Here is a 26,438-nt window from a genome sequence, read left to right on the forward strand (position 1 = left end):
ACTCGTACCATGTCCAACCCGTCCCCGCTTGCCCCCGCCCTCGCCTGGTCCGGCCATCTGCGCCGCCGCCTCGACGCCCATCCCGATCTGGCCGCCTGGCTGACTGAAGCCGTGCAACAGCCGGTCACACCGGCGCTGATGGAACAGTGGCAGACCGAACTCGCCGGCCCCGCCGCGGGCGGCATCCTGCCGGTGGACGTGTGCCGCATGGTGCTGCGCAAACTGCGTGAACGCGTCTTCAGCGTTCTCATCGTGCGGGATCTTTCCGGGCAAGCCGAGCTCGAGGAAGTCGTCGGGGCGATGACCACCCTGGCGGACATGGCGGTGGCCGCTGCGTATCGCAGCGTGGCCGCCGACCTGGCGTCGGTGCATGGCGTGCCGCGCGATCCTGCCACCGGCAAGCCGCAGGAAATGCTGATCGTGGGCATGGGCAAGCTGGGCGGCTGCGAGCTGAACGTGTCTTCCGACATCGACCTGATCATGCTGTACGGCGAGGAAGGCGAAACCGACGGCCCGCGCCGCATCAGCCATCACGAATTCTATGGCCGCCTGACACGCCGCATGATGCCGGTCCTGTCCGAGGTGGACGCCCACGGGCAAGTGTTTCGCACCGACCTGCGCCTGCGCCCCGACGGCGACTCGGGCCCGCTCGCCTGGAGCCTGGACGCGCTGGAACATTACCTGATCGGCCAGGGACGCGAATGGGAGCGATACGCCTGGCTCAAAGCCAGACTGATGCCCGCGCAGGCCTTCGAAGACAGCGACAGCGCCCCGCAGGCCAGGCAGCTGGAAAGCCTGCGCGTTCCCTTCGTCTATCGCAAGTATTTCGATTTCGACGCATTGGCCGCGCTGCGCGCGCTGCGCGAACGCATCCGCCAGGACTGGCAGCGGCGCGCCTCCGCGCGAACCGGCATCGACAGCGCGAACAACATCAAGCTTGGTGACGGCGGCATCCGCGAAATCGAGTTCGTGGTGCAACTGGCCCAACTGATACGCGGCGGCCGCATGCCTGCCCTGCAAAAGCGTGGCCTGCTGGAAGCGCTGCACGCCGAACGCCTGGCCGGCCTGGTGCCCGAGGAAGACGCGAGCCGACTGGAAGAGGCGTATCGATTCCTGCGCCGCACGGAGCACGCTTTGCAGTACCGTGAAGACGAGCAAACCCACCTGCTGCCGGGCGACCCGGCCCAGCGCGCGGCGCTGGCCGCGGCGCTGGGCGCGACTCCCGAAGACTTCGAACAGACACTGGCCAGCCATCGCGCATTCGTATCGCAGACCTTCCGCAACGTGTTCCGCATCATGGGCATGGGTGAAGAAGACACAGCGCCCGCGGCAAACGGCGCCGATGCCTCCCCGGCCCAGGAAGAGTCCGACAGCGAAAGCGAACTGACCGGCCAGATCCGCCAGGCATTCGGCGACGACGCACAGGACCTGCTGCGCCGTGCCGAGACCCTGACGGGAAGCCACCGCGTGCGCAGCCTGCCGGAAAGCAGCCGCCGGCGCATGGATGTCCTGCTTCCGGCCGCTTTGCGCGCGGCGTTGCAGACGCCCGCGCCCCTCGAAGCCGCTGTCCGTCTCTTCGACCTGATCGAAAAGATCGCGCAACGCAGCGCCTATCTGGCGCTGCTGGCCGAGTATCCGGACACGCTTGCGCGCGTGGCGCGCATGGTGGCCGCCAGCCCCTGGGCCGCGCAATACCTGACGCAGCATCCATTGTTGCTCGACAGCCTGATCGATTGGCGGACCCTGTTCGAGCCGCTGGACATCACCCAGCTCGGCAGACAATTGACGGCGGACCTGGACGCCTGCCGTCTGCCGGATGGCGACCCCGACATCGAACGCCAGATGAATCTGATGCGCGACGTGCAGCGCCAGGCCAGCTTCCAGCTACTGGCGCAGGATCTCGAGGGCGAGCTTACGGTTGAAAAGCTGGCGGACCAGCTGTCGGCGCTGGCGGACATGCTCCTGACCGAGACCATACGCCGCGCATGGCCGCTGGTGAACAAGGTTCCCGGCGCCGAACCGCGATTCGCCGTCATCGCCTACGGCAAACTGGGTGGCAAGGAACTGGGCTACGCGTCCGACCTGGACCTGGTTTTCCTGTTCGACGACCCGCGCGAAGACGCCGCCGAAGTCTATGCCAAGCTGGGCCGGCGCATGACGTCCTGGCTGTCCACGATGACGTCCTCCGGCCGGCTCTACGAGATAGACCTGCGCCTGCGGCCGGACGGCGACGCCGGGCTGCTGGCCGTGTCGGTGGAGGCATTCGAGCAATACCAGCACAAGCACGCCTGGGCCTGGGAACACCAGGCGCTGACGCGGGCGCGATTCGCCGCCGGCGATGCCCGCGTGGGTGCGCGCTTCGAGCAGATCCGCGAAGACATCCTGGTGCTGCCGCGCGACGCCGCGGCGCTGCGTGAAGAAGTGCTGGCGATGCGCGAGAAGATCAATGCCGGTCATCCCAACACCAGCGGCCGCTTCGATCTGAAGCACGACCGCGGCGGCATGGTCGACGTGGAGTTCGTCACGCAATACCTGGTGCTCTGCCATGCCGGCACGCATCCCGTGCTGGTGCGCAACCTGGGCAACATCGCGCTGTTGCGGTTGGCGGGCGAAGCCGGCCTGATTGCTCCGGAACTGGCGGCCCGCTCGGGCAACGCCTATCGCACGCTGCGGCGCGTCCAGCATCAATTGCGCTTGCAGGGCGTGGAAAAGGCGCGCGTGGCGCCCGAGCAATTGCCGGAGGAGCGGACCGCGGTCAGGGAGCTCTGGACGGCGGTGTTGGGGTGACGTCCCGCAGCCGGTTGGCAGGGCAGTTGCGCCCGGCTGCCGGCGGAACCGGGTCGCGCACGGCAACTCGTCGTAAAATAAGGGTTTTTCCGCTTTTGCCTGCTAGCCATGTCTGAACTCGTCCGCCCCAAACTCGACCTGCCCGTCGGCCGCAGCAAGGTGCTGATGCATTCGTGCTGCGCGCCCTGTTCCGGCGAAGTCATGGAAGCCATGACGGCTTCCGGCATCGACTATTCCATCTACTTCTACAACCCGAACATCCATCCGGTCAAAGAGTACGAAATCCGCAAGCAGGAGAACATCCGCTTCGCGGAGCAGCACGGCATCGAATTCATCGACGCCGACTACGACATGGACAACTGGTTCGATCGTGTGAAGGGCATGGAAGATGCTCCGGAGCGCGGCGAACGCTGCACCGCCTGCTTCGACATGCGCTTCGAACGCACCGCCCTCTACGCCCACGAGCATGGTTTCGACACCATCACCAGTTCGCTCGGGATCTCGCGCTGGAAGGACATGAACCAGATCAACGGCTGCGGCGAACGCGCGGCCGCGCGCTACGACGACCTGGTCTACTGGACCTACAACTGGCGCAAGGGCGGGGGCTCGGCCCGCATGATCGAAATCAGCAAGCGCGAGAACTTCTATCAGCAGGAGTATTGCGGCTGCGTCTATTCGCTGCGCGACACCAACCGGCACCGCCGCTCGCAAGGCCGCGACCGCATCCACATCGGCGTCAAGTTCTACGGCAAGGAAGACCTCATCAACGAGGAACAGCTCTGATGGCCGGTTGAGCTGCCTTCGGACGCCCTGCCCGTTCGGGCTCGACGTGCCGGCAAGAAAAAGGCCTGGATTTCGACGCAATGCGTCGTCCTCCAGGCCCGCTGCGGCGCCCCATGGGGCGCCGCAACACTTCATGCGATATCAGTCCAGCAGCAGCACGGTGGCGCCGGTGGTCTTGCGCGAAGCCAACGCGGTCTGCGCTTCGCCGGCCTGCTCCAGTGTGTAGCGCTGGTCGATGCGAACCTTAATCTTCTTCTTCAGCACCAGGTCGAACAGCTCTTCGGAAGCGGCCTGCAGCTTTTCCAGCGTATTGACGTGGACGCCCAGCGACGGACGCGTAACGTACAGGCTGCCCTTCTGGTTCAACGTCGCAAGATTGACGCCGGCCACCGGGCCGGACGCATTGCCAAAGCTGACCATCAGGCCGCGCGGCTCGATGCAGTCCAGCGACGTTTCCCAGGTGTCCTTGCCCACGCCGTCATACACCACCGGCACCTTCTTGCCGCCCGTCAGTTCCAGCACACGCTCGGCGACGTTTTCGCGCGAATAGTCGATGGTTTCCCAGGCGCCGTTGGCGCGCGCCAGTTCCGCCTTTTCGGGGCTGGAGACCGTGCCGATGAGCTTCACGCCCAGCGCTTTGGCCCATTGGCAGGCGATCAGCCCGACGCCGCCGGCCGCGGCATGGAACAGGATCGTTTCGCCGCCCTGCAGGCGATAGGTCTGGCGGAACAGGTACTGCACCGTCAGGCCCTTCAGCATCAACGCAGCGGCTTCGTCGAACGCGATGCCCTTGGGAACCTTCACGACCTGCGCCGCCGGCACGTTGCGCGCCTTGGCGTAAGCACCGATGGGGCTTTGGCCGTAGGCCACGCGATCGCCTTTCTTTAGGTGCTTGACGTCGGCGCCCACGGCGGTCACCACGCCGGCGCCTTCAAAGCCCAGGCCATGCGGCAGCGGATGCGGATACAAGCCCGTGCGGAAATAGATATCGATGAAATTCAGACCGGCGGCGTGCTGCTCGATCGTGACTTCGTTGGCGGCCGGCGGCGGAACTTCCACCTCAACCAGCTTCAGGACTTCGGGACCACCGTGCTGCTCGATACGAATTGCCTTGACGAGATTGCTGGCCATGCTGGCCTCCTTTCATTGGAAATAACGCGAATTGACCTGGAAATGCAGACTTCACCGCGGGGACTGCGAATCTTTCGGTTCGGCGGGCCTGCGGCCCGCGCCGCCCCCCATCAGGGCGAACACACCTGCCAGCACCAATACCGTTCCGGCCATCTGCCAAACCGTGATCGGTTCATCCAGAAACCATGACGCCAGAAACAACACCGACACCGGCCCCACCATGCCCAGCAGCGACGCCGTCGGCGCGCCGATTAACGACACCGCCCACATCAGCATGAATACCGGCACCACGGTGTTGAGGGTCGCATGAATGATGGAATAACCGTAGACCGCCCGGGGCTGAATCAGCATCGAAGGCGGATGCACGACGAAGAACTGAATGATGCAGGCCACGCACGACACCAGCATGGCATACGCCACCAGGCGCGTCGGGCCGATACGCTTGATCAGTTCTCCGGAACAGATGAGGTACACAGAATAGCTTGCGGCGGAGCCGAAAACGAACAAAGACCCTAACAGGACCTCGCCGCCCCCGCCAAATGACAGATCGTGCGCAAACACCAGCACCACGCCGGCATACGACAGCACCATGGCCAGCCATTGGCGCCGCTCGATCGGCCGCTTGAACCAGAGCGCGGACAACAGCACGACCAGTGACGGCGAAAGGAACAGGATCAGGCGTTCCAGGCTGGCGGTGATGTAACGCAGCCCCAGGAAATCCAGAAAGCTGGACAGGTAATAGCCCAGGAGCCCCAGCACGCAAACCTGCAGGCGCTCCTTGGTGGTCATGACGACGATCTCGCCGCGCGCCGCGCGTCGAGACTGATGCCACGCCACCGCCGCGAAAAACGGCATGGCGAACAGCATGCGGAAGGCGATCAGCGTGACGGCATCGATACCGTAGCGGTAGGTGAATTTGACGACGATGGCTTTGGCGGAAAAGAGGATCGCGCCAATCACCGCCATGGCGATTCCGGCGGCGCGGCTGGAGGCCATCGGGACCGCCGTAAGCTTGGCAATACGATTCATGCGATGATTTTAAATTCACCGCAAAAATATTTGCACGCTTCTCTCACGCATTCAGCCGTTCGCAAAGCATGACCCCACAACGCATGACCCGACAACGCGCCCTCACCTATATCCATATTGCCGCCGTGCTGTTCGGCCTGACCGGTGTCTTCGGTGAACTGATCCAGGCCAGCGCCGCGGTCATCACGTTGGGACGGGCGGCATTCGCGGTCGTGGCCCTGGGCATCTTTGCACGCATGCGCCGCAAGCCGCTGCTCGGTGCGCTCACGCCCGCTCAGCTCTTCGTGCTGGTGGTCGCTGGCGTACTGCTCGCCGCCCACTGGGTCACCTTCTTCATCTCCGTCAAGGTGGGCGGCATTGCCATCGCGACCCTCGGCTTCGCCAGTTTCCCGGCCTTCATCACGCTGTTCGAAGGCCTTATCTTCCGGGAACGGGTCCGTCTGGCCGAATGGCTGCTGTTGGGCCTGGTCACTGCCGGCCTGATGCTGGTCACGCCTTCATTCGACCTGGCCAACCAGGGCACGATCGGCCTGGCCTGGGGCTTGCTGTCCGGCCTGAGCTTCGCTTTGCTTGCCCTCAGCAACCGCCGGTCGGCCTCCGGCATGGATCCGATGCAGGTGGCCTGCTGGCAAAACGTCGTGGTCGCGCTGGTCATGGTGCCCTTCGCCATTGGTCAGTTGCCGGCCCTGCCCGCGCTGGACTGGTTCTGGCTGGCGCTGCTTGGCGTTTTCTGCACGGGCCTGTCGCATTTCCTGTTTGTCTCCAGCCTTACCCGATTGAACGCGCGCAGCGCCGGTCTGGTGATCGCCCTGGAACCCGTTTACGCCATCGCCTTTGCCTGGGTGCTGTTCAGCCAGCAGCCCACCCCGCGCATGCTGGCAGGCGCCGCCTTGATCGTCTCCGCCATCGTCTGGTCGGGCCTGCGCAAGCAGACGCCGGCGACGTCGGCATCCGACCAGGCATCAAAGATACAGCCTTGACAATAACTGACTAGGCAGTAAAATTTCGGGCATGAATGACGCGCCTTCCCTGCCCACGCCCGAAACCCCCGGTGCTCCCGTCCACTACCGCAACGACACCCGCTGCATGGCAGAGGACAACGCCGGCTACCTGATCAAGCTGGTCTACCACTCCCTCACGCGAATGCTTGACCAGGAAATGGCGCCGCTCGACCTCACGGCCATGCAATGGCGCCCGCTGGCCATGGTGTTCCTCGGCCGTGCCGACACCCCGGCCGAACTCGCAAGACTCAACGACATGGACACCGGCGCGATGACCCGCGCGCTGGATCGACTGGAAGCCAAGGGTCTGCTTCGGCGCAACCGCAGCCAGGAAGACCGCCGGGTGGTCAAGATCGAACTCACCGAACTGGGCGAGGCCAAGGCCCGCCAGATCCCCGCGAATATCGCCCGGGCGCTGAATCACCACCTGCGCGGGTTCTCCACCGACGAAGTCACCCAGCTCATGCATTTCATGCGCCGGATGATCGCCAACGGATCCGCGTCTGGCGCCCCTGCCGAGCGTTGACGCAAAACCCCGCGCCAAAACCGGGGTTTTTATTTGGCATAATCACTGCCTAGTCAAATACAGATTAATCAATTACTTTCAGCAAACAGTCAGGATGAAACGCCTCTTATCTACCGTATTGGTGCTGGCCCTGGGCGGCTGCGCACTGATGGATCCGGCGCCGCAACCCGTCGCGGCGCTGGATGCGGCCAAGCTTGGACTGACCGGCCCGACCGTTGAATGGCCCGCCACGCAATGGTGGGAACGCTACGGCGACTCGCAGCTCGATGCCTTGATGGCCGAAGCGCTGGCCAACAGCCCATCCCTGAGCGCCGCGCAAGCGCGCCTGGCCAAGGCCAACGCCGCCGTCGGCGTGGCGCGCGCGCCCTTGCTGCCGCGCGTTGATGCGAACTATGCGCTGACCCGCGAGCACCTGTCCAAGGACTACATCTACCCTGCGCCACTGGGCGGTTCGATCGTCAGCGACAATCGCCTGGCGTTGGATTTCAGCTATGAGCTGGACTTCTGGGGCAAGAACCGCTCGCGCCTGCAATCTGCAGTGTCGCAGCAGGAGGCCGCCGCCGCGGACGCCCAGGCCGCGCGCAACATGCTGGCCAGCGCCACCGTGCGTGCCTACTTGAACCTGCAGAACGCCTTCGCGCAGCGCGACGTGCTGAACCGCGTCATCGAACAGCGCGCCGAAGTCCTCTCATTGACCCAAGGCCGCTACGCCGCGGGACTGGACACCCAGGTCGAGGTCAAACAGGCTGAATCGTCGCTGGCTTCGGGCAAGGTGGAATTGACCCAGACCGAAACGACGCTGGCGCAATTGCGCAACCAGGTCGCCGCTCTGGCCGGCGCGGGGCCGCAGCGTGGGCAGAGCCTGGCGCCTGTGGCGCTGACCGCGCCCGCGGGCGCCCTGCCCTCCAGCGTTCCGCTGGACCTCCTGGGACACCGGCCGGACGTCACCGCGGCACGCTGGCGCGCCCAGGCTGCCGAACACGCCATCGACACCGCCAAGGCCGAGTTCTATCCCAACGTGAACCTGGTCGCGTTCGTCGGCTTCCAGGCCATGGGCACCGGCAATCTGCTGGGCGCCGACGCCCGCATGGCCGGCTTCGGCCCGGCCGTCACGCTGCCCATCTTCCATGGCGGTGAGCTCAATGCCAACCTGGCGGGCCGCCGCGCCGATGCGGACCTTGCGGTGTCTGACTACAACCAGGCGGTCCTGGACGCCGCGCACCAGGTCGCCGATGCGCTGGACGGACTGCGGCTGCTCGACCAGGAAAAGGCCCAGCAGCGCCAGGCCCGCGAAGCCATCGAGGCCGCCTACGCGCTGGCCGTCAATCGCTACAAGGCGGGCATGGGCAATTACATCACCGTGCTGATCGCGCAAACCGGCGTCCTCGCGCAGGCTCGCCTGGACACGGACCTGCGCATCCGCGCCTATCAGCTTGACGCCGACCTGGCCACCGCGCTGGGCGGGGGTTACGCCCCGCAGGCTGAAGCCGCCCCGAATTCCATTCATTGAACGATCCCGGATTCAGACGTCATGAACGCTGCCACTCCCAAGACTCATCCCGCCCGTAAACGCCTGCTGCTGACGGCGACCGGGGCCTTCATCGTTGTCGCCATCGCCTACGGCGTGTGGTGGGCGCTGTTCGGCGCCCACTTCGAAAGTACCGACGACGCCTACGTGCATGGCAACCTGGTGCAGATCACGCCCCAAGTTCCGGGCACCGTGGTGGCGATCGAAGCCGACGACACCGAAACCGTCACCGCCGGCCAGCCGCTGCTGCGCCTGGACCCGGCCGACACCGACATCGCGTTGCAACAGGCGCAGGCAAAGCTCGCGCAGACCGTTCGCCAGGTGCAGACGTACTACGTGCAGAACGATGCGCTGGCGGCCGACGTCGACCTGCGCAATGCCGACATCCTGCGCGCCCAGGCCGAATTGACCCGCGCGCAAAGCGACGTGAAGCGCCGCCAGCAGCTGGCCAAGTCGGGCGGCGTCAGCGGCGAGGAAATCCTGCACGCCGAAGTCGCGCTCAAGTCCGCGCAATCCGGCGTGGCGCAGGCCAAGGCGGCGCTTGCCGCGGCGCAAGCCAAGCTGGCGACCAACCAGGCATTGACCCAGGGAACATCGGTCGCTGACCACCCCGACGTGCGCCAGGCAGCCGCCAACCTGCGCAACGCATGGCTCGCGCAATCGCGCACGGTGCTGCCCGCCCCCGTCAGCGGCGTGATCGCCCGCCGCAGCGCGCAAGTCGGCCAGCGCGTTGCGCCCGGCGCCGCGCTGATGACCGTGGTTCCGCTGGACCAGGTCTGGGTCGAGGCCAATTTCAAAGAAGGCCAGCTGCGCAAGATGCGCATTGGCCAGCCGGTCAAAATGGTTGCCGATCTGTACGGCAGCTCGGTGACCTACCACGGCACGGTCGCCGGCCTTGACGCCGGCACCGGCAGCGCCTTTGCGCTGCTTCCTGCCCAGAACGCCACCGGCAACTGGATCAAGGTGGTGCAACGCGTGCCCGTCCGTATCACGCTGGACGCCGAAGACCTGAAGCAGCATCCGCTGCGCGTGGGCCTGTCGATGGACGTCGAGGTCGACGTGGGCAAAGAAGACGGCCAACCGCTGACTCAGGCGGCGCGCAAGGAACCCGCCTGGTCGACGCGCGCCTTCGAACCCGCGCATGATGAAGTCGACGCCATGATCAGCAAAATCGTCGCCGCCAACCTCGCATCATGAGCACGGCCGCCCAGCCCGCGGGCGCAGGCGCGCCCGCCGAAGCCGCCCGCCCGCCAGGCACTTATCCTCCGCTGGAAGGCGCCACCCGCATCATCGGCTCCATCGCGCTGTCCACGGCAGTGTTCATGAACGTGCTGGACACCTCGATCGCGAACGTGTCCATCCCGACCATTTCCGGCGACCTCGGCGTGAGCACCAGCCAGGGCACCTGGGTCATCACCTCGTTCGCCGTTGCCAATGCCATCACGGTGCCCCTTACCGGCTGGCTGACACAGCGTTTCGGGCAAGTGCGACTCTTCCTGATTTCGACGCTGCTTTTCGTGCTGGCGTCTTGGCTGTGCGGATTTTCGCCTTCGCTGGAAGCGCTGATCGCCTTTCGCGTGCTGCAAGGCGCGGTGGCGGGTCCGATGATCCCGTTGTCGCAAACGCTGATGCTGGCCAGCTTCCCGAAGTCAAAGGCAGGCATGGCGCTGGCGGTCTGGTCCATGACAACGCTGGTCGCTCCGGTGGCTGGTCCTCTGCTGGGCGGATGGATTTCCGACAACTACACGTGGCCGTGGATCTTCTACATCAACGTGCCGGTGGGCCTGCTGGCCGCCTGGATCAGCTGGCGCATCTACGGCAAGCGCGAGTCCGTGACGCGCAAGCTGCCCATCGACAAACTGGGGCTGGTCCTGCTGGTGGTCTGGGTGGGCGCGCTGCAGATCATGCTGGACAAGGGCAAGGAGCTGGATTGGTTCGCCAGCCCCACCATCATCATTCTTGCGGCGATCGCCTTCGTGGCGTTCGTGTTCTTCCTCATCTGGGAACTGACCGACGCCCATCCCGTGGTCGATCTGCGCCTCTTCAAGGTGCGAAACTTCACCGTCGGCGCGCTGACCTTGGCGGTCGCGTACGGCGTCTTCTTCGGGAACGTCGTGCTGCTGCCCTTGTGGCTGCAAAGCAATATGGGCTACACGGCCACCTACGCGGGACTCGTGACCGCCCCCGTGGGCCTGCTAGCCATCCTGCTGACCCCCATCGTTGGCAAGATGCTGGCCACGCGCGACCCCAGGCAAATCGTAACGGTGGCCTTCCTGATCTTTGCGCTGGTCTGCTTCATGCGATCGGGCTTCAACACCCAGACGGATGTCCGCACGCTGATGATCCCGACGATCATCCAGGGCGCCGCCATGGCTGCGTTCTTCGTTCCGCTGACGTCGATCACGCTGTCCAGCATCGAACCGTGGCGCATTCCGGCGGCCTCGGGGCTGTCGAATTTCCTGCGATTGACCGCGGGCGCGTTCGGCACATCGATCGCCACCACCCTGTGGGAAAACCGCGCCACGATGCATCACGCGCAACTGACCGAGATCGCCAGGCCCGGCCAGCAGGCGTTTGACCAGACCATGAACACCCTGCAAAACGGGTTGGGCGTGTCGCACCAGCAGGCGCTCACGATGGTGGATGGGCTGATCAATGCGCAGGCCTTCACGATGTCGGCAACGGATGTCTTCTATGCATCCGCGGTCATCTTCCTGCTGCTGACAGGACTGGTCTGGTTCGCGCGGCCCAGGTCGGCCAAGTCGGGCGGTGGCGGCGCGGCGGAAGCGGCTGCGGGCGCCCACTGATACGCGGTTCGGTTTTGCAAAGCACAAAGGCGCCTCGCGGCGCCTTTGTGCTTTATGCGTTCGGCAATCAATCCTTCAACAGCGTGTGCCAGTCCCTGCGTTCGATGATCTCGGCGGACAGCGCGCTGACCGGCGATAGATTGAACACGGACACCCCGCGCGCGCGCCAAAGCGCCGATGCAAAACGGAACGACGGCTCGATCAAGCGAGGGAAATTGCGCGTCAACCGACTGGTCTGCGGGCGCGGCCCTTCGTCGTAGAAGCGCAATCCGCCCTTCACGGTGAGATCCAGGCCGTGCACGTATACCTCACGCGCCCCGCCGGACACCAACACCTGCAACGCGGCATAGGCAACCGTATCGGCGTCGAACACTCCCAACGACGCGTCGAAGCTATAGCCCAGCCCCTGCTTGGCATCCAGCAACTGGACGTCGGGCGTGGCCGCGGCAATGCGCTTGAGCACCGCCGGCGCCACGGTGCGTTCGTACGCGCGCCTGGAAATCAGTTCGATGATGCAAATACGGCAGCGGATATGCTCTTGCGGGATGCCCTGCATGATGTAGCGCAGGACTTCCGGGAACACATATAGCGTCAGGTCCCGTGACACGATATCCCGCACCAGTTCGATGCGGTCGCGCACGAAGTTCTGGTCGATGATGCAGTAGTACTTGAATTGCAGATCGAACTTGCGCGACAGGGTGATGGCGCCATTGACGCCCATCGCCACGCCGATATTCATCCGGTCATAGGGAATTTCGGAGATGGACGGGCCGCTGAGGATCAGGTGCACCGCCTTGTCAGCCGGATCAAATCCCTGGGACAACGGCGTGACGGTCATCGAACGGCCGAAGGCGCGAAAGCCGTTGATGACTCCCTCTTTGTCGCGCCAGATTCGTACGAACGGCCAGAGGTGCTGGTTGTGCCGCTGGGTGCGCGAACGCAGTACGCGAAAAAGCTTGCGCACGAAGCGGTCGGCCCGCCCGCCGCCCACGTGGTCGGAGGGAGAAGAGAAAATCGAGTCGTTCATCTACGAACCAGACACATCTGCCGACCGGAAGGCTCAGCCGGCCCGGACCAGTGAAGCAATCGCGTCCCCGACCTCGGCCGTGGAAGCGTTGCCTTTCATATCCCGTGTGCGCGGCCCGTCGGCCAGCACGGTTTCGATCGCCTTGACAACGGCGGCCGACGCCTCGGGATACCCCAGGAAGTCCAGCATCAATGCCCCACTCCAGATCTGACCAATCGGGTTTGCGATGCCCTTGCCATAGATGTCGGGCGCCGAGCCGTGGACGGGCTCGAAAAGCGACGGAAATTTACGTTCGGGATTCAGGTTGGCCGACGGGGCGATGCCAATCGTGCCCGTGCAGGCAGGCCCCAGGTCGGAAAGAATATCGCCGAACAGGTTGGAGGCGACAACGACGTCGAACCAGTCGGGATGCTGCACGAAATGCGCGCACAGGATATCGATGTGATATTTGTCCCAGCGCACGTCCGGATATTTCACGGCCATTTCAGCCACGCGATCGTCCCACCAGGGCATCGAAATGGAAATGCCATTGGACTTGGTGGCGGCGGTCAGATGCTTGCCCCGCTTTTGCGCCAGTTCGAAGGCGAACTTCAGCACGCGCTCGGCGCCCACGCGGGTGAACACGCTTTCCTGGATGACCACTTCACGTTCGGTGCCTTCGAACAGACGGCCGCCGCTGTTTGAATACTCGCCTTCCGTGTTCTCGCGCACGATGAAGAAGTCGATCTCGCCGGGCTTGCGGTCAGCCAGCGGGGACGGCACGCCCGGCATCAGGCGCACCGGGCGCAGATTGATGTATTGGTCGAATTCGCGGCGGAACTTGAACAGCGAGCCCCACAAGGCCTCGTGGTCCGGCACCGTGGCTGGCCAGCCAATCGCGCCGAAGAAAATTGCTTCGTGCTGGCCGATCTGTTCCTTCCAGTCGTCCGGCATCATCTTGCCGTGCTGGGCGTAATAGTCGCAGCTCCAGTCGAAATGGTCCCACTGGAACTCGATGCCGAACCGCGTCGCCACGGCGTCAAGCACCTTCAGACCTTCGGGCACAACTTCCTTGCCGATGCCGTCTCCGGGAAGCACTGCAATTCTGTGTTTCTTAGCCACCGCTTTTTCCTTTGGTTTTCAATGGTTCACCGCCCGCAATCTTAGGCATAAATGCGGGCAACACAACACCCCCCGTTACAAAACGGCCGGAGCGTTGACACATGGATTTCCGCCAGCAGGTCAGCGGCGTCCTTTCGATCCCAGCAGCGACCCCAATATTCCACGCGTGAGTTCGCGCGCGATGGAACGGGCCGAGCTTTTGGCGATGGTCTGCACCACCCCGTCGCGCTTGCCGCCGCGCGGCCCAGTCGAGCCGAACAATACGTCTTTCAGGCTGTCCATCAGGCCGCCCCCATCCTCTTCGGTCGGCGGCTGCCCTGCCTTGGGCGGCGCCTTGGCGGCGTCCGTCGGGGCGGCGGGTTCCGCGGGCGCGGCCGCGCGGCCGGCAAGGATTTCGTACGCGGATTCGCGGTCGACGGCTTTTTCGTACTTTGCAACCAGGGGGTTGTCCCGGCGCAATGCCTGTCGCTCGGCATCGGTGGCCGGGCCGATCCGGCTGGCCGGCGGAACGATGTAGGCGCGCTCGGTCGGCATCGGCCGCCCCTTGGCGTCAAGCAGCGATATCAGCGCCTCGCCCACGCCCAGCTCGGTGATGGCCGCTTCGATGTCCAGTCCCGGATTGGGACGCATGGTCTGGGCGGCCGTCTTGACGGCCTTCTGGTCGCGCGGCGTAAACGCGCGCAACGCGTGCTGGACCCGGTTGCCCAATTGACCCAGCACGGTGTCGGGAATATCCAGCGGATTTTGCGTCACGAAGTAGACGCCGACACCCTTGGACCGCACCAGCCGCACGACCTGCTCGATCTTGGTCAGCAGGGCCGGCGGCGCATCGTTGAACAGCAGGTGGGCTTCATCAAAGAAGAAGACCAGCTTGGGTTGGTCCATGTCGCCCACTTCGGGAAGCTTTTCATACAGGTCCGCCAGCAGCCACAGGAGAAAGATCGCGTACAGCCGCGGCGCCTGCATCAGCTTGTCGGCGGCCAGCACATTGACCACCCCACGTCCCTGCGCGTCCGTGCGCATCAGGTCCGCGACATCCAGCATGGGCTCGCCAAAGAATTTTTCCGCGCCCTGGGATTCCAGCGCCAGCAGACCGCGCTGGATGGCGCCCACGCTGGCCGACGACACGTTGCCGTAACGCGTCTTCAGCTGGGAGGCGCGGTCGGCCACGTCCTGGAGCATCGCGCGCAGGTCCTTCAGGTCCAGCAGCAATTGCCCTTCGTCGTCCGCCACCTTGAAAACCAGGGTCAGAACACCTTCCTGCGTGTCGTTCAATTCAAGGATGCGCGACAACAGCAATGGGCCCATGTCGGTGATGGTTGCCCGCACCGGCAAACCTTGTTCGCCGTAGACGTCCCACAGCGCGACGGGGCTCGCGCCCCATGCCGGTTCGGACAGCCCGAGGCTCTTGATACGCTCCTGCAGCTTGGGGCTTGCCACTCCGGCCTGGGAAATGCCAGTCAAGTCCCCCTTTACGTCGGCCATGAACACGGGGGTGCCAATGCGGGAAAAGGACTCCGCCAGCACCTGCAACGTGACCGTCTTGCCTGTGCCCGTCGCGCCAGTGATGCACCCATGGCGGTTGGCCAGGGCGGGCAGCAGCGCCATCTCGGCCTGCGCGTTCTTGGCGATGACGATGGGGTTGGACATGGGGGAGGCTCCGGACCAAGGGGGGAATTCGATGGATGCCCAAGTGTAGAGCCTGCCGAGTGGTTATGCGCGTGGCTATATGGACACATGCGGCCTATCCCCCGGACGAGAGGGCCGTCGGCACGGTAAAATGCCGTCTTTGCAGACAATTTATCCTGGGAAGCCATGGCCGGACACAGCAAATGGGCCAATATTCAGCACCGCAAAGGGCGCCAAGACGCCAAGCGCGGCAAGCTCTGGACCAAGATCATTCGTGAAATCACCGTGGCGGCGCGCGCCGGCGGCCCCGACCCGGACAGCAACCCGCGCTTGCGCATGGCCTGGGACAAGGCAACCGATGCCAACATGCCCAAGGACAACATCCAGCGCGCCATCCAGCGCGGCGCTGGCGGCGCCGACGGCGACGCCTACGAGGAAGTCCGCTACGAAGGCTACGGCATCGGCGGCGCGGCGGTCATCGTCGACTGCATGACCGACAACCGCACCCGCACCGTGGCCGAAGTTCGCCACGCCTTCTCCAAGAACGGCGGCAATCTCGGCCAGGAAGGCTCCGTGGCCTTCATGTTCAAGCACTGCGGCCAATTCGTGTTCGCCCCCGGCACTCCTGAAGACAAGGTCATGGAAGCCGCCCTCGAGGCCGGCGCCGAAGACGTCACCACCGACGAAGAAGGCGTGATCGAAGTCGTCTGCGCCCCGGCCGATTACGCCGCCGTGCGCAAGGCCTTCGACGACGCCGGCCTGAAGGCCGAAGTCGACGGCATCGTCATGAAGGCGCTGAACGAAACCGAACTGGCCGGGGACGACGCCATCAAGATGCAGAAACTGCTCGACGCCCTGGAAGGCCTGGACGACGTGCAGGAAGTCTATACGACCGTCATTTTCGACGAAGCTCAGTAAATCCCCTTGCCTGGCATGCAAGCGGCCCAGCCCGCTTGCACGCCAGGGTGTAATCGGATCCGCGCCGTATCGGATCCGTTGCCTTTTCCACGGGCTAGGGCCTCCACAGGTCCTGGAGTGGCAACCCTTCAGACTCACGCAACATGAAACTCCTGGTAATTGGCTCGGGCGGCCGCGAACATGCCCTCGCCTGGCGACTGGCCCGCTCCCCACGCGTACACAAGGTGTACGTTGCCCCGGGCAATGGCGGCACGCAACGGGCCGAGCAGATGGAGAACATCCCGCTCACCAATGCCGAGGAACTGGCGGATTTCGTCCAGCGCGAGGGTATCGCCCTGACGGTCGTCGGCCCCGAAGCGCCGCTGGCCGCGGGCGTCGTCGACGTCTTCCGCGCCCGCGGACTCAAGATCTTCGGGCCCACCAAGGCCGCCGCGCAGCTCGAGAGCTCCAAGGATTACGCCAAGGCCTTCATGGTCCGGCACAACATCCCGACCGCGCGCTACGAAACCTTCACCGATCCGGCCAAGGCCCATGCCTACATCGACCAGGAAGGCGCGCCCATTGTGATCAAGGCCGACGGCCTGGCCGCCGGTAAAGGCGTCGTGGTCGCGGCCACCCTGGAAGAGGCCCATGCCGCAGTCGACGCGATGCTGGGCGACGGCTCCATGGGCGAAGCCGGCGCCCGCGTCGTCATCGAGGAATGCCTGGTGGGCGAAGAAGCCAGCTTCATCGTCATGTGCGACGGCCGCAATGTGCTGGCCCTGGCCACCAGCCAGGACCACAAGCGGCTGCAAGACGGCGACCGCGGCCCGAACACCGGCGGCATGGGCGCCTATTCGCCCGCGCCCATCGTCACGCCCGAACTTCATCATCGCATCATGCGCGAAATCATCCTGCCGACCGTGCAGGGCATGACGCGCGATGGCATTCCCTACACCGGCTTCCTCTACGCCGGCCTGATGATCGCTCCCGGAGACGACCCCGACCGCGAAATCAAGACGCTGGAATTCAATTGCCGCATGGGCGATCCCGAAACCCAGCCCATCATGATGCGCGTCAAGAGCGACCTGCTGGACGCGCTGGAACATGCGGTCGAAGGCACGCTGGACCAGGCCGACATCGTCTGGGACCGCCGCACCGCCCTGGGCGCCGTGCTGGCCGCCCACAACTACCCGAATACGCCGCGCACCGGCGACGTCATCCGTGGATTGCCCGCTGACGCCGACGACTGCATGGTCTTCCACGCAGCCACCAAGCTCGACGGCGAGGAAACCAAGACCACCGGCGGCCGCGTGTTGTGCGTGACCGCGCTGGGCGATTCCGTCAAGATGGCCCGCGACCGCGTCTACGAAGCCATCGACCGCATCCATTTCGACGGCCGTCAGTACCGCAGCGATATCGGCTGGCGCGCGCTCAAGCCCTCGCAGCAAAAGCCCAAGTCCAACGCGTAACGGTATCCGCCCATGACCGCACTGCCCGTCACCGACGTCAGGAACTACCTCACCGGCCTTCAGGCCCGTATCGTGGGCGCTCTGGAAGCAGCCGAAGGCGGCCCCTTCCGCGCCGACGAATGGGTGCGGCCAGAGGGCGGCGGCGGGCTGTCGCGCCTGCTCGAGGGCGGGCAGCTCTTCGAGCGTGCCGGCGTGCTGTTCAGCCACGTCACGGGAACGAAGCTGCCCCCGTCCGCAAGCGCGCACCGGCCAGAACTTGCCGGTCGTTCGTGGGAAGCCATGGGCGTATCGATGGTGCTGCATCCGCGCAACCCGTACGTGCCCACCACGCACATGAACGTGCGCATGTTTGTCGCGGCGGCACGCCCCGGCCATGATGAATCGGATGTCTTCTGGTTCGGCGGCGGTATCGACCTGACCCCTTACTACCCGTTCGAGGAAGACGCCCGCCATTTCCACACGGTGTGCCGCGACGCGCTGGCGCCCCACGGCGCCGATTACTACCCCCGTTACAAGCGCTGGTGCGACGAGTACTTTTTCCTGAAGCACCGCAACGAAACGCGCGGCATCGGCGGTGTTTTCTTCGATGACCTGAACGCTCCCGGCTTTGACGCATCGTTCGCCCTGACACGATCGGTGGGCGACGCCTTCCTCGACAGCTACCTGCCTATCGTGGAAAAACGCCGCGGCACTGCCTATACCGAACGCGAGCGCGATTTCCAGGCCTATCGCCGCGGCCGCTACGTCGAGTTCAATCTTGTTTTCGATCGTGGCACCCTCTTCGGCCTGCAATCCGGCGGCCGCACCGAATCGATCCTGCTGTCCATGCCGCCCCTGGCGCAGTGGCGCTACGATTGGCAGCCGGAAGCCGGCACGCCCGAGGCCGAGCTGGCCGCCTACCTGAAACCGCGGGACTGGGTTTGAAGCGCATCGGGCTCCTGGGCGGCAGCTTTGACCCCGTCCACGTCGCGCACATTGCGCTGGCGCAGAATGCCCTGCAGGCGCTCGGGCTGACGCAAGTGCAGCTCATTCCCGCCGCCAACCCGTGGCAGCGGGCGGCCCTGAACGCCACCGGTGAACAACGCCGCGACATGCTCGAGCTTGCGGTCGCCGGTCACCCGGGCCTGGCGGTCAATCCTATTGAAATCCAGCGCGGCGGCGCGACCTACACCATCGATACGCTGCGCGCGCTGCCGCAAGACGCGCGCTACGTCTGGCTGCTGGGCGCCGACCAGCTGGCCAACTTCTGCACCTGGCGCGATTGGAAGGAAATCTCGCGGCTGGTGGACCTGGCCGTGGCGATGCGTCCCGGAACCGCGCTCAGCGCGCCGGCCGAACTGGCCGAATGGCTGAACAGGCACGGCCGCGACCTTATGGAACTGCCTTTCCCGCCCATGCCAGTATCGGCCTCGGATATCCGGCGGCGCCTGGCGCAAGGCGAATCCACCGACGGACTGCTCGATTCGTCCGTCGCCGCATATATTGCAGCGCACAAACTCTACCGATAAACCACTCCCCGCCGTGCGCCGACAGCGCCGCCGGGCCAGCCTCCGCTGTCCCCGAGCGGGTTATATTTGCAACTATGGATATACAGAAACTCCAACGCGCCGTCATCGACGCCCTCGAAGACGTCAAGGCGCAAGACATCAAGGTCTTCAACACCACGCATCTGACGAGCCTGTTCGATCGCGTCGTGATTGCAAGCGCCACCTCCAACCGCCAGACCCGCGCCCTCGCCTCCAGCGTGGCTGACCGCGGCCGGGCGATGTCCATCACGGGCATCACCATCGAAGGCGAAGACACGGGCGAATGGGTCGTCGTCGACCTCGGCGATGTCGTCGTGCACATCATGCAGCCGGCCATCCGCCAGTACTACAACCTGGAAGAAATCTGGGGCGGCAAGCCGGTGCGCGTGAAGCTCCTGCCCGAATCGACCCGGGTTGCCCCGGTCGCCAGCGACAGCGGCGACGCGTACGACGACTCCGCGTACTGAGCGCGTCGTGAAACTGATCGTCGTCGCGGTAGGCACGCGGATGCCGGACTGGGTGCAAACCGCCTGGGATGACTACGCCAAGCGCCTGCCGGCCGACTGTGCACTGGAACTGCGCGAGATCAAACCCGAACCTCGCACCACCGGCAAGACGCCGGCGCAGATGATGGCGGCCGAGGCCAAACGGATCGAGGCGGCCCTTCCCGCCAATGCGCTGCGGTTGGCCCTGGACGAACGGGGTCGCGACCTCACCACGATGGCGTTGTCCCAAAAGCTGGAGCAGTGGCGTGCGGGCGGACAGGATGTCGCCTTTCTCGTGGGCGGGCCGGACGGCCTGGATCCCGCGCTCAAGGCGTCCGCCAGCGGCCAATTGCGTCTGTCGTCGCTGACCCTGCCCCATCCCATGGTGCGCGTGGTGCTGGCCGAACAGCTCTACCGAGCCTGGGCCATCATGACCAACCGTCCCTATCATCGCGCCTGACGCCTTGACGGCCCGGCGCCTGCCCTGTCTCGCATGACCGACTCCGCCGCTATCGCACCCGTTACCCCCCGCCTCTATCTTGCTTCGGCCAGCCCGCGCCGGCGCGAACTGTTGACGCAGATCGGCCTGGCGCACGAAGTCCTGCTCGTGCCGGCCCCTCCCGGCGAAGACGAGCCGCAACATGCAGGCGAAAGCGCTGCCGACTACGTGCGGCGCACAGCCAGGGACAAGGCTATGCGCGGACGCGGCTGGATGGACGCTCAGTCGCTGCGGCGGCTGCCCCTGCTGGCGGCGGATACCACCGTTATTCTGGCGGGTGACGTCCTGGGCAAGCCGGCGGATCGCGAAGACGCTTTCCGCATCCTGCGCGCCCTTTCAGGCTCGGTCCACGAAGTCCATACCGCTGTCGCGGTGTGCACCGACGACCGCTTGCTGGAAGCCGTTTCCGTCACGGAAGTCCGCATGCGTGAGCTCACCGACGCCGAAATCGCGCGTTACTGCGACAGCGGCGAACCTTTCGGCAAGGCAGGCGCGTACGGCATCCAGGGATTGGCCGGCACGTTCATTTCGCATATCGCCGGCAGCTATACGGGCGTCATGGGGCTGCCCCTGTTCGAAACCGCCAACCTGCTTCGCGACGCCGGCATTCAGGTCCCCTGAGTCAACGGTCACCCCAACTAAAAAACCCCCTGCGCCTTTCGGCGTCGGGGGTTTTTTCATGCGGGCTGGGCTTCGGTCGCCGCGTCCGGGGAATGTGATCGCGCCGGTGGAGGCATCCCCCCGGCGCGACTTCGATCAGCCCTGACGGGCCGGCTCGGCCAGAGCGACGGGGGGCTGTCCGGCTGCAGGCTGTCCGGCTGCGGGCGTGCCAGAACTGTCCAGGGCTGCATGCAGCTGTTCCTGGTCCAGTTCGCCTTCCCAGCGCGCCACGACGACGGTGGCGGTCGCGTTGCCGACCAGATTGGTCAGCGCACGGCATTCCGACATGAAGCGGTCCACGCCAAGAATCAGCGCCATGCCGGCCACCGGGACGGACGGCACCACCGACAGCGTGGCCGCCAGCGTAATGAAGCCGGCGCCGGTCACACCGGCTGCGCCCTTGGAACTGAGCATCGCGACCAACAGCAACAGGATCTGGTCGCCCAGCGACAGCGGAATGTCGCAGGCCTGCGCGATGAACAGCGCCGCCATCGTCATGTAGATATTGGTGCCATCCAAGTTGAACGAATAACCGGTAGGCACCACCAGGCCGACGACGGACTTCGAGCAGCCAGCGCGTTCCATCTTCTGCATCAGCGTGGGCAAGGCGGCTTCGGAAGAGCTCGTGCCCAGCACCAGCAGCAGTTCTTCGCGGATGTAGCGAACCAGCTTAAGGATAGAAAAGCCGTTGTAGCGCGCGACCAGACCCAGCACGACAACGACGAACAGCACAGACGTCGCGTAGAACGTGCCAACCAGCATCGCCAGGTTGATGACGGACTTGATGCCGTACTTGCCGATGGTGAACGCCATCGCGCCGAACGCGCCAATCGGGGCGGCCTTCATCAGGATCGCCACCATCTTGAAGATCGGCTGCGCCAGCGCAGTCATGAAGTTCAGGATCGGCTTGCCGCGTTCGCCCACCATCGCCAGCGAAATGCCGAACAGCACCGCCACGAACAGCACCTGCAGGATGTCGCCACCCACGAACGGGCTGAAGATGGTCGTGGGAATCACGTTCATCAGGAAGCCGCTGATCGTGGAATCATGCGCCTTCGCGACATAGCCGGACACGGCCTTCTGGTCCAGCGTCGCGGGGTCGATGTGCATGCCGGCGCCCGGCTGGACAATGTGGCTCACGACCATGCCCACGATCAACGCAAGCGTCGAGAACACCAGGAAGTACAGCATGGCCTTGCCCGCCACGCGTCCGACCTTTTTCAGGTCGCTCATGGCGGCAATGCCCGTCGCCACGGTCAGGAAGATGACCGGAGCGATGATCATCTTCACCAACTTGATGAAGGCGTCGCCCAGCGGTTGCATCTGCTGGCCCAGCTCAGGCTTGAAAGCGCCCAGCAAAATACCCACCACGATGGCGAAAATCACCTGCACGTACAGGATTTGATAGAACTTGAGCTTGCGCGCAGGCGCGCTGTGATCCACTTCGATCATTGGGATTGTCCCCACCAGGGGCCCCTTGCTCCGCGCGGGTAAAGCGCGTCTGGCGACGGGGCGTTATCTGTTTTATGGCCATGCGTTCCTGCCGCACGCCGATTTCACCGCCAGCTCAGGGCCGCGCGGCTTGCCCCTATATATGCAATAGCCATGCCAAGGTTGCCGCCGACACCCAGGCTGCCATAAGTCTTTGAACCGTAAAGACTTTTTTATCCTGGCGAAGATATCAATCGGCGCCATAAAGGCGACATTCCGCACAGATAACAGCTAAACTGTGCGGAAAGCCGCACAACGATGAACGCTCCCGATTCCCCCCCTTCCCCCCGGCCCTCCTCCGCGCTCTCACAACCGCGGGGATGGCCGTGGCCGTTGCGGGCCCTCGCCATCCTCATTGCCGTAGGCATCGTTGCCGCCACCCTGCACGCCGCCACGCGATGGGCCAGGGGCCGCGCCGTCGATGAGGCCGCCATCCAGGCGCGCAGCACCGGACAGATCAACGCCGCCCTGCTGCGCAACAACCTGGACAAGTTCCGGGCGCTCCCCTTCGTATTGACCCAGGACGTGGATCTGCGCGCCGCGCTGCAGGGCGCCACGCCCGCACAGATCGAATCGCTGGACGAAAAGCTCGAGGAACTGAGTCGCGGGGTAGGCGCGTCGGCCATTTATGTGCTCGACAAGAAGGGCCTGGCCATCGCGGCCAGCAATTGGCGCGAGCCCGCGACATTTGTCGGCGTGGACTACCAGTTCCGCCCTTATTTCCAGGGGTCCGTCACCCATGGTTCGGCCGAACATTTCGCGCTGGGCACGATCAGCCACGAAGCCGGGCTTTACCTGGCGCGCCGCGTGGATGACGCCCAAGGCGCGATGCTGGGCGTCGTGGTCCTGAAGGTGGACTTCCGCGATCTGGAATCGGATTGGCGGCAGGCCAATGCCGTCATCTTCGTCACCGACGGGCACGGCGTGGTGCTGCTGGGCAATGTCCCGGATTGGCGCTTCAAGGTACTGGCGCCCCTGCCCGCCGCGCTCGCGCAGACGCTGCGCACCAGCCTGCAATTCGGCGATGCACGGTTCCAGCCGCTGCCCCTGAACCCGCCCCTGCAGACTGTCAGCACCAACCAGCTTGTGCGTGCTGACGAGACCTTGCCCAGAGCCGCCGCCGGCGCGCCGCTGTTGCACACGACCTTGCCGGTGATCGAATCACCAGGCTGGACGTTGCATCAGTTGTCGCCGGTGCAGGCCGCAATGAACCAGGCCACAGCCAATGCCCAGCTTGGCGCCCTGCTCGTGCAAAGCGTGCTGGCCGCGCTGGCCGGTATCGTGCTGTACCGTCGCCACCGCAACCTCGAACGGGCGGCTCAACAGGCCGCCATCCAGCAACAACTGGCCGCGTTGGTCGAAGAACGCACCGCCCAGCTGCGCGACGTGAATGGAAAGCTGCTCGAAGAAATGGACGAGCGCCAGCACGCCGAATCCCAGCTCCACACGATGAAGGATGAGCTCGTCCAGGCCAGCAAACTCGCACTGCTCGGCCAGGTTGCCGCGGGCGTCGCCCACGAAGTCAACCAGCCGGTAGCCGCCATACGCGCCTATGCCGACAACGCTGCCGAATTCCTGCGCCGCCACGACGAAGGCGCGGTCCAGGAAAACCTCGGGACCATCGCAACCCTGACCGAACGCATTGGCCACATCACTGGTGAGCTACGTGCGTTTTCGCGCAAGGCAGGCGCCTCTGTCGGGCCAACCGATCTGCAGGAAGCCCTGGGCGGCGCGCTGCTGCTCGTGGGCCCCCGGGCGCGCCGCCAGGGTGTCGTGCTGCAGAGTCCGCCCCGCAACCAGAACTGCGTAGTGCTGGCCAATCGCGTCCGACTGGAACAGGTGCTGGTCAATTTGCTTCAGAACGGTCTCGAGGCGCTCGAAGGCGTGCTGGAGGGCAGGATAGTCGTTGCCTTGCACGACCTGGGAGAAACCGTGCAGCTTCATGTGCACGACAACGGCCCCGGCCTGTCCGAAGAAGCTCGTGCGCGCCTGTTCACGCCCTTCCACACGACCAAGCCGGATGGCCTGGGCCTCGGCCTGGTGATCAGCCGCGACATCGCCGCAGAATTCGGCGGCGAATTGCGGGCGGCTCATCCGGGCGATGCCGGCTTCGCGTCACCCCATGCGCCCGACAGCGGCGCCCTGTTCATTCTTACCCTGCGCAAGACGCCGGGTTCGGACCACGTTTCAAGCACACACCATGCCCCGCGCCCCTGATACCCACACACCGGCTTCGGCGCCGAACCGCGAACACATCCTGCGGCCCGCCGTAGCGCATGCCGTTTTCATCGACGACGACGACGAACTGCGCCGCGCCGCCATCCAGACACTGAAGCTGCACGGCATCTCGGTCGAGGCGCACGCCAGCGCGCGCGCAGCGCTTCCCGCCTTGAATCGGGATTTTGATGGCGTCGTCGTCACGGATATCCGCATGCCGGACATGGATGGGCTCGAACTCTTCCAGCGCCTGCGCGACATCGATCCCGACATCCCTGTCATCCTCATCACAGGCCATGGCGACATCGCGACGGCGGTGCAGTGCATGCGAGAGGGCGCGTACGATTTCCTGTCCAAGCCCTACCCGGCCGACCGCCTGGTCGCCGCCATCACGCATGCCGCGGAAAAACGACGCCTGGTGCTTGAAAATCGCCGCCTGCGGGATGCCGCGTTCGCCATTGATGCGGACGAGATTCCCTTCATCGGCAGCACCCCAGCCATGCAGCGTATCAAGCAGACCCTGCGTCACATCGCGGACGCCGACGTCGATGTCTTGGTCGAAGGCGAAACCGGAACCGGCAAAGAGGTGGTCGCCACGGCGCTGCATCGTCTCAGCCGCCGTCGAAATCGAGCGCTGGTCGCCATCAATTGCGGCGCGCTGCCCGAAAGCGTCATTGAAAGCGAACTTTTCGGCCACGAAGCAGGCGCGTTCACCGGCGCGCAGAAAAAGCGGATCGGTCGCATCGAGCACGCAAGTGGTGGCACGCTATTTCTGGACGAAATCGAAAGCATGCCGCTCGCGGTACAGGTCAAGCTGTTGCGCGTACTCGAATCGCGCCAGATTACGCCGCTGGGCAGCAACGAAGTCCGCAATCTCGACCTGCGCGTCGTCGCCGCCACCAAAGAAGACCTGGGAAATCCAGCCATCCGGGCCAAATTCCGCGAAGACCTGTTCTATCGCCTGAACGTGGTCACCATCCGGCTTCCACCACTGCGCGAGCGCCGAGAGGACATCCCGCTGCTGTTTGCCCATTATCTCGGCCACGCCTCGCGCCGTTTCCACCGCGACATTCCAGACATGCCGGCGTCGATACGGCAGCATCTCATGACCCACGACTGGCCCGGCAACGTGCGAGAACTCGCCCACTTCGCCGAACGCGTCGTGCTGGGAGTCCTGAATGCACCGGAGCCAGAACCCCTGCCAGTTCCAACTCAGACCATGAGCCTGCCAGAGCGCATAGAGCACTACGAAGCTCAACTTATCCGCGACGCGCTGGCGGCGCATGGTGGCGACGTCAAAGCCACTCTGGATGCGTTGGGCATCCCCCGCAAGACGTTCTACGACAAGCTGCAACGCCACGGCATCGATCGCCAGCAGTACGTTGGCGCCACGACGCCCGGCTCAGTGTGAACGAAGAATCGCATGCGGCTTTCTGCTGCTTGGCTTCAGTCCCATTTGCACACTGAATAGCGATTTTGGGTGCCCATAGCGGGCACGTTGTGCTTCTGGTGCCACCATCCGATTTGCGTGACTCAAACAAAACCCCCCTCGCGGCGCCAGCCGAGAGGGGGTTTCTTCATTGGTTTCAAGCTTGTGATTGCGCGAGTGGATTGTGCGCGAGGATCCGAGTTGCGCCGGGGCCCTGCGCGTGACAAACCAAAGCACAGGAGGGCTGGGCGCGCGATCCTCGATGTGCAGGATCGGAATATATGGTGTGTCGCGCAAATCTGGCGCCACTTCTGCCGCCAATGCTGGCGCCACAAAGACAAAACCCCGCAGGGATTAGCTGCGGGGTTTTGCGGAATAAAAGCCTGACGATGACCTACTTTCACAGACGTCCG

The 26,438-nt window shown here is 64.7% G+C and carries 22 protein-coding genes; 16 read left to right on the forward strand and 6 right to left on the reverse strand.

The window, feature by feature from the left end; translation table 11 throughout:
* Positions 1 to 9 precede the first annotated feature (9 nt).
* Both glnE and RT614_RS21710 read left to right on the forward strand, forming a co-directional pair.
* Positions 10 to 2,787 (forward strand): bifunctional [glutamate--ammonia ligase]-adenylyl-L-tyrosine phosphorylase/[glutamate--ammonia-ligase] adenylyltransferase, encoded by a 2,778-nt coding sequence (gene glnE / locus RT614_RS21705; protein ID WP_313624191.1) that lies wholly within the window; start codon positions 10 to 12, stop codon positions 2,785 to 2,787.
* Positions 2,788 to 2,895: 108 nt separating this feature from the next.
* Entirely contained in the window at positions 2,896 to 3,570 is a 675-nt protein-coding gene (locus tag RT614_RS21710; protein WP_313624192.1) for an epoxyqueuosine reductase QueH, read from the forward strand.
* Between the two features lie 141 nt (positions 3,571 to 3,711).
* On the opposite strand, the gene RT614_RS21715 is transcribed toward RT614_RS21710, so the two are convergent.
* Both RT614_RS21715 and RT614_RS21720 read right to left on the reverse strand, forming a co-directional pair.
* Positions 3,712 to 4,701, reverse strand: a complete 990-nt coding sequence (locus tag RT614_RS21715; RefSeq protein ID WP_313624193.1) for a quinone oxidoreductase — start codon at positions 4,699 to 4,701, stop codon at positions 3,712 to 3,714.
* Positions 4,702 to 4,752: 51 nt separating this feature from the next.
* Complete coding sequence (locus RT614_RS21720) at positions 4,753 to 5,730, reverse strand: DMT family transporter (protein WP_313624194.1); 978 nt, start codon at positions 5,728 to 5,730, stop codon at positions 4,753 to 4,755.
* Positions 5,731 to 5,813: 83 nt separating this feature from the next.
* Between RT614_RS21720 and RT614_RS21725 the strand changes: the two genes are divergently transcribed.
* From RT614_RS21725 to RT614_RS21745, 5 genes are all read left to right on the forward strand, one after another.
* Positions 5,814 to 6,710, forward strand: a complete 897-nt coding sequence (locus tag RT614_RS21725) for a DMT family transporter (protein ID WP_313624195.1) — start codon at positions 5,814 to 5,816, stop codon at positions 6,708 to 6,710.
* A 31-nt stretch (positions 6,711 to 6,741) separates the two neighbouring features.
* Entirely contained in the window at positions 6,742 to 7,257 is a 516-nt protein-coding gene (locus tag RT614_RS21730) for a MarR family transcriptional regulator (protein WP_313624196.1), read from the forward strand.
* Between the two features lie 94 nt (positions 7,258 to 7,351).
* On the forward strand, positions 7,352 to 8,767 hold the full coding sequence (locus RT614_RS21735) for an efflux transporter outer membrane subunit (RefSeq protein WP_313624197.1): 1,416 nt from the start codon (positions 7,352 to 7,354) through the stop codon (positions 8,765 to 8,767).
* Positions 8,768 to 8,788: 21 nt separating this feature from the next.
* A complete protein-coding gene (locus RT614_RS21740) occupies positions 8,789 to 9,982 on the forward strand; it encodes an efflux RND transporter periplasmic adaptor subunit (RefSeq protein WP_313624198.1) in 1,194 nt (397 codons plus the stop codon).
* A complete protein-coding gene (locus RT614_RS21745; protein WP_313624199.1) occupies positions 9,979 to 11,592 on the forward strand; it encodes a DHA2 family efflux MFS transporter permease subunit in 1,614 nt (537 codons plus the stop codon). The genes RT614_RS21740 and RT614_RS21745 overlap by 4 nt, the downstream gene beginning before the upstream one ends.
* 67 nt (positions 11,593 to 11,659) lie before the next feature.
* Here RT614_RS21745 and RT614_RS21750 read toward each other — a convergent pair whose 3' ends face one another.
* The 3 genes from RT614_RS21750 to RT614_RS21760 form a co-directional block, all read right to left on the reverse strand.
* On the reverse strand, positions 11,660 to 12,619 hold the full coding sequence (locus RT614_RS21750; protein WP_313624200.1) for a hypothetical protein: 960 nt from the start codon (positions 12,617 to 12,619) through the stop codon (positions 11,660 to 11,662).
* A gap of 33 nt (positions 12,620 to 12,652) precedes the next feature.
* On the reverse strand, positions 12,653 to 13,720 hold the full coding sequence (locus tag RT614_RS21755) for a tartrate dehydrogenase (RefSeq protein ID WP_313624201.1): 1,068 nt from the start codon (positions 13,718 to 13,720) through the stop codon (positions 12,653 to 12,655).
* A gap of 120 nt (positions 13,721 to 13,840) precedes the next feature.
* Positions 13,841 to 15,370, reverse strand: a complete 1,530-nt coding sequence (locus RT614_RS21760; RefSeq protein WP_313624202.1) for a DUF853 domain-containing protein — start codon at positions 15,368 to 15,370, stop codon at positions 13,841 to 13,843.
* A 165-nt stretch (positions 15,371 to 15,535) separates the two neighbouring features.
* On the opposite strand from RT614_RS21760, the gene RT614_RS21765 reads away from it, so the two are divergent.
* From RT614_RS21765 to RT614_RS21795, 7 genes are all read left to right on the forward strand, one after another.
* Positions 15,536 to 16,267: a YebC/PmpR family DNA-binding transcriptional regulator gene (locus RT614_RS21765; RefSeq protein WP_313624203.1), complete on the forward strand. Its 732-nt coding sequence runs from the start codon at positions 15,536 to 15,538 to the stop codon at positions 16,265 to 16,267.
* 143 nt (positions 16,268 to 16,410) lie between these two features.
* Positions 16,411 to 17,718 carry a phosphoribosylamine--glycine ligase gene (purD, locus tag RT614_RS21770; RefSeq protein WP_313624204.1) on the forward strand — a complete coding sequence of 436 codons (1,308 nt, stop codon included), beginning with the start codon at positions 16,411 to 16,413 and terminating at the stop codon, positions 17,716 to 17,718.
* Between the two features lie 12 nt (positions 17,719 to 17,730).
* Positions 17,731 to 18,642, forward strand: a complete 912-nt coding sequence (gene hemF / locus RT614_RS21775; RefSeq protein WP_313624205.1) for an oxygen-dependent coproporphyrinogen oxidase — start codon at positions 17,731 to 17,733, stop codon at positions 18,640 to 18,642.
* Positions 18,639 to 19,226, forward strand: a complete 588-nt coding sequence (nadD, locus tag RT614_RS21780; RefSeq protein ID WP_313624206.1) for a nicotinate (nicotinamide) nucleotide adenylyltransferase — start codon at positions 18,639 to 18,641, stop codon at positions 19,224 to 19,226. Before hemF ends, nadD begins: the two co-directional genes overlap by 4 nt.
* Before the next feature lie 74 nt (positions 19,227 to 19,300).
* Positions 19,301 to 19,711 (forward strand): ribosome silencing factor, encoded by a 411-nt coding sequence (gene rsfS, locus RT614_RS21785; RefSeq protein ID WP_313624207.1) that lies wholly within the window; start codon positions 19,301 to 19,303, stop codon positions 19,709 to 19,711.
* Positions 19,712 to 19,718: 7 nt separating this feature from the next.
* Positions 19,719 to 20,189, forward strand: coding sequence for a 23S rRNA (pseudouridine(1915)-N(3))-methyltransferase RlmH (gene rlmH, locus RT614_RS21790; protein ID WP_313624208.1), 471 nt, complete (start codon positions 19,719 to 19,721; stop codon positions 20,187 to 20,189).
* A gap of 33 nt (positions 20,190 to 20,222) precedes the next feature.
* Positions 20,223 to 20,849 carry a Maf family protein gene (locus RT614_RS21795; protein WP_313624209.1) on the forward strand — a complete coding sequence of 209 codons (627 nt, stop codon included), beginning with the start codon at positions 20,223 to 20,225 and terminating at the stop codon, positions 20,847 to 20,849.
* Positions 20,850 to 20,984: 135 nt separating this feature from the next.
* Here the strand turns inward: RT614_RS21795 and RT614_RS21800 are convergent, their stop codons facing one another.
* Positions 20,985 to 22,340, reverse strand: a complete 1,356-nt coding sequence (locus tag RT614_RS21800; RefSeq protein ID WP_313624210.1) for a dicarboxylate/amino acid:cation symporter — start codon at positions 22,338 to 22,340, stop codon at positions 20,985 to 20,987.
* 297 nt (positions 22,341 to 22,637) lie between these two features.
* Here RT614_RS21800 and RT614_RS21805 point away from each other — a divergent pair, with 297 nt between their 5' ends.
* Together RT614_RS21805 and RT614_RS21810 are read left to right on the forward strand one after the other, a co-directional pair.
* Positions 22,638 to 24,596, forward strand: coding sequence for an ATP-binding protein (locus RT614_RS21805; protein WP_313624211.1), 1,959 nt, complete (start codon positions 22,638 to 22,640; stop codon positions 24,594 to 24,596).
* Entirely contained in the window at positions 24,580 to 26,007 is a 1,428-nt protein-coding gene (locus RT614_RS21810) for a sigma-54 dependent transcriptional regulator (protein WP_313624214.1), read from the forward strand. Before RT614_RS21805 ends, RT614_RS21810 begins: the two co-directional genes overlap by 17 nt.
* Positions 26,008 to 26,438: the final 431 nt, after the last annotated feature.

This window comes from Achromobacter sp. (assembly GCF_032102605.1).
GTDB lineage: Bacteria > Pseudomonadota > Gammaproteobacteria > Burkholderiales > Burkholderiaceae_B > Achromobacter.

Excerpts from the sequence above, each read along its gene's own strand:
- RT614_RS21765 (WP_313624203.1), top strand. The coding sequence starts at position 15,536 with ATGGCCGGACACAGCAAATGGGCCAATATTCAGCACCGCAAAGGGCGC.
- hemF (WP_313624205.1), top strand. The coding sequence starts at position 17,731 with ATGACCGCACTGCCCGTCACCGACGTCAGGAACTACCTCACCGGCCTT.
- RT614_RS21810 (WP_313624214.1), top strand. The coding sequence starts at position 24,580 with ATGCCCCGCGCCCCTGATACCCACACACCGGCTTCGGCGCCGAACCGC.
- RT614_RS21720 (WP_313624194.1), bottom strand. The coding sequence starts at position 5,730 with ATGAATCGTATTGCCAAGCTTACGGCGGTCCCGATGGCCTCCAGCCGC.
- RT614_RS21725 (WP_313624195.1), top strand. The coding sequence starts at position 5,814 with ATGACCCGACAACGCGCCCTCACCTATATCCATATTGCCGCCGTGCTG.
- rsfS (WP_313624207.1), top strand. The coding sequence starts at position 19,301 with ATGGATATACAGAAACTCCAACGCGCCGTCATCGACGCCCTCGAAGAC.
- RT614_RS21710 (WP_313624192.1), top strand. The coding sequence starts at position 2,896 with ATGTCTGAACTCGTCCGCCCCAAACTCGACCTGCCCGTCGGCCGCAGC.
- RT614_RS21800 (WP_313624210.1), bottom strand. The coding sequence starts at position 22,340 with ATGATCGAAGTGGATCACAGCGCGCCTGCGCGCAAGCTCAAGTTCTAT.
- RT614_RS21805 (WP_313624211.1), top strand. The coding sequence starts at position 22,638 with ATGAACGCTCCCGATTCCCCCCCTTCCCCCCGGCCCTCCTCCGCGCTC.
- RT614_RS21735 (WP_313624197.1), top strand. The coding sequence starts at position 7,352 with ATGAAACGCCTCTTATCTACCGTATTGGTGCTGGCCCTGGGCGGCTGC.
- RT614_RS21750 (WP_313624200.1), bottom strand. The coding sequence starts at position 12,619 with ATGAACGACTCGATTTTCTCTTCTCCCTCCGACCACGTGGGCGGCGGG.
- RT614_RS21795 (WP_313624209.1), top strand. The coding sequence starts at position 20,223 with ATGACCGACTCCGCCGCTATCGCACCCGTTACCCCCCGCCTCTATCTT.
- purD (WP_313624204.1), top strand. The coding sequence starts at position 16,411 with ATGAAACTCCTGGTAATTGGCTCGGGCGGCCGCGAACATGCCCTCGCC.
- RT614_RS21745 (WP_313624199.1), top strand. The coding sequence starts at position 9,979 with ATGAGCACGGCCGCCCAGCCCGCGGGCGCAGGCGCGCCCGCCGAAGCC.
- RT614_RS21760 (WP_313624202.1), bottom strand. The coding sequence starts at position 15,370 with ATGTCCAACCCCATCGTCATCGCCAAGAACGCGCAGGCCGAGATGGCG.
- RT614_RS21740 (WP_313624198.1), top strand. The coding sequence starts at position 8,789 with ATGAACGCTGCCACTCCCAAGACTCATCCCGCCCGTAAACGCCTGCTG.
- RT614_RS21715 (WP_313624193.1), bottom strand. The coding sequence starts at position 4,701 with ATGGCCAGCAATCTCGTCAAGGCAATTCGTATCGAGCAGCACGGTGGT.
- RT614_RS21730 (WP_313624196.1), top strand. The coding sequence starts at position 6,742 with ATGAATGACGCGCCTTCCCTGCCCACGCCCGAAACCCCCGGTGCTCCC.
- glnE (WP_313624191.1), top strand. The coding sequence starts at position 10 with ATGTCCAACCCGTCCCCGCTTGCCCCCGCCCTCGCCTGGTCCGGCCAT.